This window comes from Ureibacillus thermosphaericus (assembly GCF_012396605.1).
Lineage (GTDB): Bacteria > Bacillota > Bacilli > Bacillales_A > Planococcaceae > Ureibacillus > Ureibacillus thermosphaericus.
The window spans coordinates 1-11,296 of record NZ_JAAXPW010000055.1; the positions used below are offsets into that span (position 1 = coordinate 1).

At 34.7% G+C, this 11,296-nt stretch carries 10 protein-coding genes and 1 rRNA gene; 4 read left to right on the forward strand and 7 right to left on the reverse strand.

Annotated elements, in window-relative coordinates; genetic code table 11:
- A 16S ribosomal RNA gene (locus tag HF990_RS14310) occupies window positions 1–86 on the reverse strand; the annotation flags it as partial.
- 260 nt (window positions 87–346) lie between these two features.
- Complete coding sequence (locus tag HF990_RS14315) at window positions 347–1,252, reverse strand: DMT family transporter (RefSeq protein WP_016839473.1); 906 nt, start codon at window positions 1,250–1,252, stop codon at window positions 347–349.
- Between the two features lie 84 nt (window positions 1,253–1,336).
- On the opposite strand from HF990_RS14315, the gene HF990_RS14320 reads away from it, so the two are divergent.
- Entirely contained in the window at window positions 1,337–2,050 is a 714-nt protein-coding gene (locus HF990_RS14320) for an MgtC/SapB family protein (protein ID WP_016839474.1), read from the forward strand.
- Window positions 2,051–2,064: 14 nt separating this feature from the next.
- Window positions 2,065–3,039, forward strand: coding sequence for a cation diffusion facilitator family transporter (locus tag HF990_RS14325; protein WP_016839475.1), 975 nt, complete (start codon window positions 2,065–2,067; stop codon window positions 3,037–3,039).
- Between the two features lie 99 nt (window positions 3,040–3,138).
- On the opposite strand, the gene HF990_RS14330 is transcribed toward HF990_RS14325, so the two are convergent.
- From HF990_RS14330 to pruA, 3 genes are all read right to left on the reverse strand, one after another.
- A complete protein-coding gene (locus tag HF990_RS14330; protein ID WP_168412854.1) occupies window positions 3,139–4,302 on the reverse strand; it encodes an iron-containing alcohol dehydrogenase in 1,164 nt (387 codons plus the stop codon).
- 144 nt (window positions 4,303–4,446) lie between these two features.
- On the reverse strand, window positions 4,447–5,691 hold the full coding sequence (locus HF990_RS14335; protein WP_016839477.1) for a Glu/Leu/Phe/Val family dehydrogenase: 1,245 nt from the start codon (window positions 5,689–5,691) through the stop codon (window positions 4,447–4,449).
- Between the two features lie 233 nt (window positions 5,692–5,924).
- A complete protein-coding gene (gene pruA, locus HF990_RS14340) occupies window positions 5,925–7,481 on the reverse strand; it encodes an L-glutamate gamma-semialdehyde dehydrogenase (RefSeq protein WP_026019155.1) in 1,557 nt (518 codons plus the stop codon).
- Between the two features lie 149 nt (window positions 7,482–7,630).
- Here pruA and HF990_RS14345 point away from each other — a divergent pair, with 149 nt between their 5' ends.
- The gene (locus tag HF990_RS14345; RefSeq protein WP_016839479.1) at window positions 7,631–8,932 is read left to right on the forward strand and encodes an AAA-type ATPase lid domain-containing protein; all 1,302 of its coding nucleotides are present in this window, start codon (window positions 7,631–7,633) and stop codon (window positions 8,930–8,932) included.
- Window positions 8,933–8,967: 35 nt separating this feature from the next.
- On the opposite strand, the gene yugI is transcribed toward HF990_RS14345, so the two are convergent.
- Window positions 8,968–9,339 (reverse strand): S1 domain-containing post-transcriptional regulator GSP13, encoded by a 372-nt coding sequence (gene yugI, locus HF990_RS14350; RefSeq protein ID WP_016839480.1) that lies wholly within the window; start codon window positions 9,337–9,339, stop codon window positions 8,968–8,970.
- A 204-nt stretch (window positions 9,340–9,543) separates the two neighbouring features.
- Entirely contained in the window at window positions 9,544–9,804 is a 261-nt protein-coding gene (locus HF990_RS14355; RefSeq protein WP_016839481.1) for a DUF1871 family protein, read from the reverse strand.
- 99 nt (window positions 9,805–9,903) lie between these two features.
- Between HF990_RS14355 and HF990_RS14360 the strand changes: the two genes are divergently transcribed.
- Entirely contained in the window at window positions 9,904–11,091 is a 1,188-nt protein-coding gene (locus HF990_RS14360; RefSeq protein ID WP_168412855.1) for a MalY/PatB family protein, read from the forward strand.
- Window positions 11,092–11,296 lie beyond the last annotated feature (205 nt).

Genomic DNA, 11,296 nt, shown 5'->3' on the forward strand with positions numbered 1-11,296 from the left:
CTAGGCTTTCAATTGGTTCGCTCGACTTGCATGTATTAGGCACGCCGCCAGCGTTCGTCCTGAGCCAGGATCAAACTCTCCATAAAAGAAAATTTGATTTGCTCAAAAATTTAATGTCCGAATCTAGTTTGTCAACGAGGGTTAACAACTAGACAATTTATTGCATTAACGTTTTGTTGTTCAGTTTTCAAGGTTCATTTTTGTTTCGTTATTTATCGGTCGAAACAACTTTTTTATTTTAACATCTTGTTTTGTTATTGTCAAGATGTTTTTTGTTATTTTTTGTTTTTTATTACAAAACTTATCTCGTCCGCTAAGGACATGTTATATATTAAAACACATTTCATTAGGAGTCAATAGTTTTTTTGAAAAAAATTTTTAGCATTTTCAAATCTAGTACAAACAACAAAATTCCTGCAATTACTATAATTCCACCAACAATTTGTGTAACTATCAATTTTTCTCCAAAAATAAACAATGCTAAAATTGATGCACCAACTGGTTCAAATAATATTGCAATTGAAATAACTGTAGTGCTTATCCATTTAATAGCCCAGTTAAAAAGTGAATGGCCAAGTAAATTCGGAAGGATTGCAAGCAACAAAAACCATATCCATGTCATCATTGGATAAGGACCAAATGACTCTTCTCTTATTATGACATAACATAATAAACAAACTGTACTAATAGAATATACGACCATCGTATATGTAATTAAGGATAATCTCTTTCTTACATCTTGTCCAAATAAAAAATATGCTGTTACTAAGCCACAAGCAATAAGCGCTAGTATATCTCCAAATAAAGCATTGCCACTTACTTTAAAATCTCCCCAACTAATTAAAACACTACCGGATATAGCAATAATTCCAGACAATATTGTTTGCATTGTAATGCGTTCTTTAAAAAATAAATATGTTCCTACAAAAGCAAATAAGGGCTGCATTGTAACAAGAACCGTAGAACTTGCAACCGAAGTGTAGTTTAGTGATTCAAACCAAAGTATAAAATGAAATGCCAAAAAGATTCCGGCAATTGTAGAGAACAACCAATCTCTTTTATTTAACATTTTTAATTCGTGTACATGTTTTTTTAAAAATATCGGTGACAAGATTAACACCGTAAATAGCATACGGTAAAAAGCGATAACACCCGATTCAGCATCTGCTAGTTTTACCAAAATAGCAGAAAAAGAAATCGAAATGACACCAATAATGATTGCTATAGATGGATGAATCGGTGGTTTTTCCATTTTATTTACCCCTAACTTTACTTTATTCAATATCCATTTTTACATGATTAATGTTTTTGCACAATAAAAAAAGGGGGAAATGTCTTGGGGTACTTTCACATTTTTCATGAAACGATTCGCAGCGTCGTTTTATTTAAATTGGCCTTTGCTGCAATGTTAAGTTTAATTATCGGAATCGAAAGAGAATTAAAGAAAAAACCTGTGGGATTAAAAACTAGCTTAGTAATTTCTACATTTAGTTGTTTATTAACCATTATTTCGATTGATACTGCATATAGTACCCCTCCTAGAGGTGATATCAACATCACAATGGATCCACTAAGACTTGCAGCCCAAATTGTGAGCGGAGTCGGCTTCTTAGGTGCAGGTGTCATTTTAAGAAAAGGAAACGATAGTATTACAGGTTTAACCACAGCTGCTATCGTTTGGGGAGCGGCTGGAATTGGAATTGCTGTCGGTGCCGAGTTTTATATAGAAGCATTATTAACAGTTATCATTGTCGTTTTCGGTATTGAAATCGTAGCACCTTTTTTAACAAAAATTGGGCCAAAACGAATAAGGATGCGAGAACTTTCTCTTAAAGCAAAGATTGCACATAAAGAAAATATAGAGGAATTGCTAAAGTTCATGAAAAAAAACGGGATGGTTATCGATAATATTCGCATTACTGGCGAAAATCTGACTTATGAAGTTGATATTCGTTTTTCCACATTATTAAAAAATAACACTTATACAGTTTTTAACACCTTTCATGCACTTCCTTATATTCAAAAAATTGAAATTGAAATTTTATCTTAATTTGGAGGAAATCGATGTTAGAAATAATAAAATTACTAAAAGACGGAAATAAACCATCATTATCTGCAGCAATTGTGAATTTAACTTTAGGTATTATTAAAGGAGCAGCTTATTTTTTTACAGGGAATGTAGCCATGTTTGCCGAAATGATGCACTCATTAGGAGATGCAGCCAATCAATTTTTCGTCTATATTGGTTCTGCTTTATCAAAAAAGGCGCCTACAAAACGGTTTCCAAATGGATTTGGGCGGGTAGTGAATCTTGTTTGTTTAGGAGCAGTCATCATCGTTGCAATACTTTCTTACGAAACAGTAAAAGAAGGTCTCCATCATTTTTTACATCCTAAAGAACAATCAGATGGAATCCTATTCGCCCTTGGTGTTTTGTTATTGGGAACGATACTGGAAGCCATTGTTCTACAAAAAGCTGCAAAAGAAACTTTACATGAAGTAGGAATCGAAACTTCCGGTATAGGAGCAATTCCAAAATCAATTATTTATTTAAACCGAGCTAAACCAGCGACAAAATTAGTATGGATGGAAGATGCAGTTGCTACCGCGGGAAATGTACTAGCATTTTTAGCTATCATTATCGCTTATTTTACGAATTTTTACGCATTAGAAGGTTTAGTATCCATGATTATAGGTGTAATGATGTTTTATGTAGTGGGTCGAGTATTCCTTGACAACGCTCGTGGTGCAATCGGCGAAACAGATGAAGAAATGTTAATACACATTGGTAATTTAGTAATGGAAGATCCCCATGTAAAAGATATTGAACGGTTAGAAGTTGTAAAGGAAGGAGAGTTTCTCCATGTTGAAATCGTTGTAGAAACCAATCCTCATCAATCTCTTGATTATTTGGATAGTGTTCGAGATCACTTAGTTGAATTAATTTTGGCTCAAAAAGGCGTTACAAAAGTAACTCTTGCTTTTGACAAAGACGACGGAATAACAGAGTGGAAATATCATAAAAAGAATAATGGATAACTTAATTGTGAAATCGCTAAAATGAATTATCATGTTAATACAATGATATATTACACTGTTAAAGATAATAGGCTGTCTAATACTAGACAGCCTCCCCATTTATAAAGACATCCTCAAAATTTCTCTTACATCGTTCTTCTCAAGAACTTTAAAACGTCCAATTGGACCATTCGCCATTGCTTTTTCAACTAATAATTCCAACTTTGAATCATCAATAGAATAATCTTTAAGTGAACTTGGAGCTCCTAGAGATGTCCAAAACTCTCTTAAACGTTCAATTCCTTCAAATGCAACTTCTTCTACAGTCTTATGAGACGGATTTACTCCAAACACTTTCGTAGCCAGCCGAGCAAAACGATGCGGATTTACATGAACAACATGTTTCATCCAGTTTGGAAATAGAATCGCAAGCCCCCCACCATGTGGAATATCATATACTGCTGATATGGCATGCTCGATTTCATGAGTTGCCCAATCACCCTCTGATCCCATTGATAACATTCCATTTAAAGCAATCGTTCCAGATAATAAAATTGTTTCCCGCAATTCATAGTTTTCCAGATTATCTACTAATTTTGGTGCTGTTTCGATAACTGTTCTCAGTACCCCTTCACACAATTCATCCATTACCAATGTATTTTCCGCATCATGGAAATATTGTTCAAATACATGGGACATCATATCGACAATACCGTATACCGTTTGATCCTTTGGTACTGTTATTGTGTATGTCGGATCAAGAATAGAAAACTTTGGAAACACCTTTCCGCTTGCCCATCCATATTTTTCTTTCGTTTTTTCGTTGGAAATAACAGAATTCGCATTCATTTCTGATCCAGTTGCAGCTAACGTTAAAACTGTTCCTAGAGGCAATGCATCTTTTACCTTCACTTTTTCCGTTACAATATCCCATGGATCTTCTTCCGTTTTTGCTCCAGCAACTATTAATTTAGAACAATCGATAACCGAACCGCCGCCAACCGCAAGTACAAAATCAATAGATTCTTTCTTACAAATATCAATTCCTTTTCTAGCCGTTTCAACTCTTGGATTTGGTTCTACACCACTTAATTCGAAAACATTCAAATCAAGATCTTTCAATATAGAAGTCACTTCATCATATAGCCCGTTTCTCTTAATGCTACCTCCTCCAAAAACAAGCAGAATATTTCTCCCGTATTTCGGCAGCTCCTTTTTTAATTTACGTATTTCACCCTTCCCAAAATATAATCGAACAGGATTAGTAAAAACAAAATTATTCACTCAAACACTCTCCTTTATGAGCAAATTTACAATTCACACTATCAGTTAAAAATCCGAATAAACAAATAACACCATTTTTCAATGCAGAAAAATGGTGTTATTCTTCTTCAAGAAGCAAAATCTAAATCAAGTTTCAGTTGTATATTACACCCATCCGCGGAAGCGGGAAGCTTCAGCTGTACGGCGAACACCAACCATATACGCAGCAAGGCGCATATCGATATTTCGACTTTGCGCAGTTTGGTAAACATTTTCAAATGCATTGACCATTCTCTCGCGCAATTTTTCTTTCACTTCTTCAGCAGACCAATAGTAGCCTTGATTATTTTGAACCCATTCAAAATAAGAAACAGTTACCCCACCAGCAGAAGCAAGTACATCTGGTACTAATAAAATTCCACGTTCAGTAAGGATTTTTGTTGCTTCAGCAGTTGTTGGACCGTTCGCAGCTTCGACAACAATTTTAGCTTTAATATTAGGTGCGTTTTCAGCTGTAATTTGGTTTGAAATTGCTGCTGGAACTAAAATATCGCAGTCTAATTCTAACAATTCTTTATTTGTAATTGTATCTTCAAACAATGTTGTTACTGTTCCAAAACTATCTCGACGATCTAGTAAGTAATCGATATCTAAACCGTCTGGATCATATAAAGCACCATAAGCATCGGAAATACCAATCACTTTTGCACCTAAATCGCTCATAAATTTCGCCAAGAATCCACCAGCATTTCCAAAACCTTGAATAACTACTCGTGCACCTTTAATATCAATACCGCGTTTTTTCGCTGCTTCCTGGATAACAATTGTCACGCCTTCTGCAGTTGCACGGTCACGTCCTTGCGAACCGCCTAAAACAATTGGTTTTCCTGTAATAAATCCAGGTGAATTGAACTCGTCAATTCGACTATACTCATCCATCATCCATGCCATAATTTGGGCATTCGTAAATACGTCTGGAGCAGGAATGTCTTTTGTAGGTCCTACGATTTGGCTCACAGCACGAACATACCCACGGCTTAATCGCTCCAATTCTCCCATTGACATTTGACGAGGGTCACAAACAATACCACCCTTACCTCCGCCATATGGTAAATCAACAATACCGCATTTTAAAGTCATCCACATAGAAAGCGCTTTCACTTCATCCTCGGTCACATCTGGATGGAAGCGGATTCCTCCTTTAGTTGGACCAACCGCATCTGAGTGTTGAGCACGATAACCAGTAAATACTTTCGTTGTACCGTCATCCATTTTTACGGGGATGCGCACTTTTAACACACGAAGCGGTTCTTTTAATAATTCATACATCGCTTCATCATATCCAAGCCTATTTAATGCTTCTTTAATCACATCTTGTGTTGAAGTAAGAAGATTTACATTTTCAGACATATATTCTCGCCTCTTTTAACTCAATGATTTAATATTTTGTAGAAAGTTCCTCAACATCATATTAACATACTTTGTAAATAAATCGAGTTGATTGTATTGGTAATTTCCATTTTAATGATGTCCTACCATATGTACAACCATTTTTTCTCCCAATTTATATTATTAGCTCAACAAATTATTTATCATTCATTTTGAATAAAAAAGCAGACGTATAAAAACGTCTGCTTTTTAAATTATAACGTTTCAGAAATAGTTTTTGCTTGCATATGAAGAATCAAGTAGTCAGGTCCACCTGCTTTTGAATCTGTACCAGACATGTTGAATCCACCAAATGGTTGATATCCAACAATTGCAGCAGTACATCCGCGGTTGAAGTATAAGTTACCTACATGGAAATCTTCTGCAGCTTTTTGTAAATGGAAGCGATTATTTGAAATGACAGCACCTGTTAAACCATACACTGTATTATTCGCAATTTCAAGTGCTTCATCAAAATCTTTTGCTTTTGTTATTGCAAGAACTGGACCAAAGATTTCTTCTTGCATAATTCGAGCATTAGGATCTACATCTGCAAATACTGTTGGATGGATGAAGTAACCTTTTGAATCATCATATTGTCCACCAGCAACTAAGCGGCCTTCTTTCTTCCCAATCTCGATATATTCAGCAATTTTCTTAAATGCACCTTCATCAATTACTGGGTTTACATATGTTTCCTCATTTGCAGGATCTCCTACAACAAGTTCATTTGTTAATTCAGCAACTCGTTCTACAACTTTATTGTAAGCTTCATCTCCTACAATGATTGCACGTGAACATGCTGAACATTTTTGACCACTGAATCCGAAAGCACTAGTTACAATAGATTGAGCTGCTAATTCTAAATCAGCATTTTCAGCATCGTCTACGATAATCGCATCTTTACCACCCATTTCAGCGATTACTCGTTTAAGCCAAATTTGTCCTTCATTAACAACGGCAGCACGCTCATTGATGCGAATACCAACATCACGAGAACCAGTGAAGCTGATAAAGCGTGTACGTGGATGATCTACTAAATAATCTCCTACTTCTGAACCTGGTCCTGGAATGTAGTTAACAACTCCTGGTGGCATTCCTGCTTCTTCTAAGATTTCCATGAATTTATAAGCAATAACTGGTGTTGTAGAAGCTGGTTTTAAAAGTACAGTATTACCTGTAACAGCAGCTGCTACAGTTGTCCCAACCATGATAGCAAATGGGAAGTTCCATGGTGAAATAACAACACCAACACCTAACGGAATATAAACATATTTGTTGATTGTTCCAGGATTTTCTTCAAGCGGTTTTCCTTTTGCAATTTCTAACATTTGACGACCGTAGTATTCTAAGAAATCGATCCCTTCAGCAATATCTCCATCCGCTTGTACCCATGGTTTACCTGCTTCTTTTGTTAACCATGCCGCTAATTCAAATTTACGGCGACGAACAATCGCTGCAGCTTTAAATAAAACTTCTGCACGGATAACTGGATCTACTTTTTTCCATGTATTGAACGTTTTATCTGCAATTTGCATTGCCTTTTCTGCAATTTCTTTATTTGCTTTTGAAACTCGACCTACAACTTCCGTTTTATTTGCAGGGTTATAAGAAGTAATTTTATCTTCCGTTGTAATTCTTTCTCCACCAACAATTAATGGATAATCCTTGCCTAATTCACTTTCAACTTTTTTTAATGCTTCAAGATACTTTTGACGATTTTCTTCAATTGAAAAATCAGTTAGGGGTTCATGTTTGTAGGGAATCATTATTACTCCTCCTTAAAATAAATTACATAAATAGTATGCAAAAAATATTTGCACCTATAGAATATTTATATATATAATAATGCAAAATATTATTGCATTTTTCAATACATATTATATAACATAATCAAAAAAATTTTTTGAGGGTGTTGACGATGTCTCTAAATAGTAAACAACTTCTAAAACTGTATGAATTTGCTGTAGAACATGTTTCAGTTGGCATTCATGCTGTTGATACGGAAGGAAGAACGATCTTATATAATAAAAAAATGAAAGAAATAGAAGGTTTTGATGTGGAAGACATTACCGATCGTTCTATTTTAGAACTTTTTGCATTTCGCTCCCATGACAGTACGTTGTTGCGCGTATTAAAAACTGGAATCAAAGAGATCAACGTAAAACAAACATATTTTAATAAATATGGTCATGAAATTACCACGATTAATGATACGTACCCCATTTACGAAGGGGAAAAACTTATCGGTGCCATAGAATTTGCCCGTGATATCACTTCTTTGGAAAAACTTATTTATCAACCTTTACGTCGATATGGGGAACCATTAACATTTGATGTCATTACTGCGATCTCTGAACCGATGCAAATCGTTAAAGAAAACGCAAAAAAAGCAGCTCGTGCCCGTATTCCTGTATTATTAATTGGAGAATCTGGAACAGGAAAAGATTTAATAGCAGAAGGAATCCATCACGAGCTTCAGCCGAAAAACGATGAATTTGTTACTCTTTTCAGCAGAAGGCCAAATCAATTAGAAAGATTAAAAACGTATTTAAAACAAGATAAATCATATACATTTTTCTTTGAACGAATTGAATTTTATTCCCTCTCCACTCAAAAAGAACTACATAAACTGTTAACAAGCCTACCGCCAGAAAAGCATATGGTTATTGGCAGTGTCGGTGGAGACCCAATTGATTTAATTGGCAATCATCAATTGCTGAAAGACCTATATTATTATTTTGCTTCAATGAGCATTTCTATACCCGCTTTGCGCACTAGAAAAGAAGACATTAAACCTTTCGTAAATGATTACTTTTCAAGACATCGCGAACGTTTTAATTCGAATATTCAAGGTTTGTCAAATGATGTAATGGAATTGTTTCTTGAATATGATTGGCCTGGAAATTTAAAGGAATTGGAACTATTGTTAGATGAAATCGCTTCGATGATTACAAATGAAAAATACGTTACATACGAAATGTTGCCATTACATTTCCGGTTTAAGTTACAACAACAAAACGAAAAAATGAGAAAACCGGATTTTTTCCTTCTTCAACAAAATCGGGAATTATTGCCATTAAACGAGTATTTAAAAGAAGTGGAAAAATATTATTTACAACATGCATTAGAAATGAACGAAGGAAATATTACAAAAACTGCCCAAGCATTAGGTATGACACGACAAAATTTACAATACAGACTAAGAAAATTAAACATATAAAAAATCCCAAAAGCATACTCGCTTTTGGGATTTTTTTAATGCCCTCTCTCAATCCAATCTTGAAGTTTTTCCTTTAGCGTCTGAAAACCGTTTGCATCCTGTTCATTTACACGTTCTTGTAATGTTTTTTTCGGATTCTTATCCATTTTCTTTTGTGGTGGTGGGTCTTGAAGAGCACGGGTAGATAAACTAATTTTTTCGTTACGTTCATCAATATCAAGTATTTTTACTTGTATTATGTCACCAACTTTAAAAAAATCTTCTACATTTCGAACGTAACCATAAGTAATTTCAGAAATATGAACAAGACCTTGTGTTGATTCATCTAATGCCACAAAAGCTCCATATGGTTGAATCCCGGTTACCTTCCCTGTTACAACTTCACCTACTTCATATTTTTTTTTCATAATTTTTTCCTACTTTCTTTCACTACGTAAATGTCATGTTAAATTATAACATAACGAGTAACGGCGAAACAAAAAATCACCTTTTTTTGAAAAAAGCTTCCAATTTTTTTTGATGAATTTATAAAAGTTTATCATAACATTAATTTTGAAAGTAAAATAAAAAGTGTCGACTTTTTTTAAAGGAGCGACACTTTTTATCACTTTTTATATAATACATTTAGCTTCAAATTTAATCGCAATTAATTGATAAGCCATTTCCACACAATTTTCGAAAGGAATCCAAATTTCAAAGGAGTGTTCGTATACTCTCTGAATTACTTTTGCTAATTCTGTGGGATCATCTATCGCTTGCAACGCTGCAACTACATCGCTGGCTTCAATTTCATAAGCACCTTCTCCCATTTGAAAGGGATCCCATTTCATTAAAGCTTGCTTCGCTTTTTTATTCATTAATACGTCTTCCACGAATTTCACCTAACACAAATTATTCTTTATTTTCCTTCTTATGATATCATATTATCATTAGATTTAAAGATAAAAAATAAATAGAAAAGAGTGATAATTGTGACAATCCAGTTCGATGAAATATATGAAAGAAGAAACACCAATAGTTTTAAATGGGACAAATTTAAAGAACGCTTCCGTGCAAAATACCGTGTCGAAGATGACTCTGATATTTTGCCAATGTGGGTTGCTGATATGGATTTTGCTGTTCCCCAAATTGTTATTGACGCAATAAAAGAACGATTAAATCATCCGATTTTCGGCTACTCCTACATCAGCGACGAATGCAAAGAGGCCATCCAACAATGGTACAAACGTCGCCACAATTGGCATATAAATAAAGATGCCCTGATCTTCCATAGCGGTGTTGTTCCTGCTATAGCTACGATTATTGAAACCTTCACAGAACCAGGAGACAAAATATGTATTTCAACACCGGTATATGCACCATTCTTCAGCATACCAAAAGCCCTTAATCGCCAAATAATCGAATGCGATTTAGTAGAAAGTAAAGAGCATATTTATGAATATGATTTTGAACAGTTGGAGGAAGCATTTAAAAAAGGTGTAAAAGCTTATATTTTATGTAGCCCACATAATCCAGCTGGAGTTGTTTGGTCAAAAGACACGCTGAAAAAACTCATCCAATTATGTATAAAATATGATGTTTTACTTATATCAGATGAAATTCATTCAGATATTGTCTTTGAAGGTCATAAACATATCCCGACTATGACTGTAGAAGGTGCCGAACAAGCAAAAATTGTCGCATGTATTGCCCCTACGAAAACATTTAATCTAGCTGGACTTCATGCAGCGATTATCGTAGCAGAAAATAAACAATTACGAAATGCATTAATTCAAAATAAAATGGCTCATGGTCTAGACGATTGGAACGTACTTGCAGCTAGCGGTGTACAAGCGGTATATGAAAAAGGTGACGAATGGCTCGATCGCATGATTCAATACGTCTCCAAAAACATTGACTATTTAGAGCAAGAATTAAATAAGTTGGATGGCATTCGAATCATTCGTCCTCATGCCACCTATCTCGTTTGGATTGATTATCGTGGAACTGGTCTTTCTGAAAACGAAATGATGGATTGTCTGATAAATAAAGGAAAAATCGCATTAGAACCAGGTACAAAATATAGTGAAGCTGGCCGAGGATTCCTTCGTATCAATTTAGCATGTCCATTTGAAACAGTAAAAGACGGTGTTGAACGATTCAAAAAAGCTTTATTATAAAAACATTTATTAAAGACTCTCAACCTATTAAAGGTTAGAGTCTTTTTATTTGTTACCTTTTTTCAATCTTCTATTTATTATCACTACCGTCGCATAAATGATGTCTGAATTTTCAGTTTTATTTTTTCTGGACTTTAGAGAAAAAACGAAAACACCTAAGCGAGGGTAGTAAACATCCATTTTTTTACTATAACCTATGACTTGT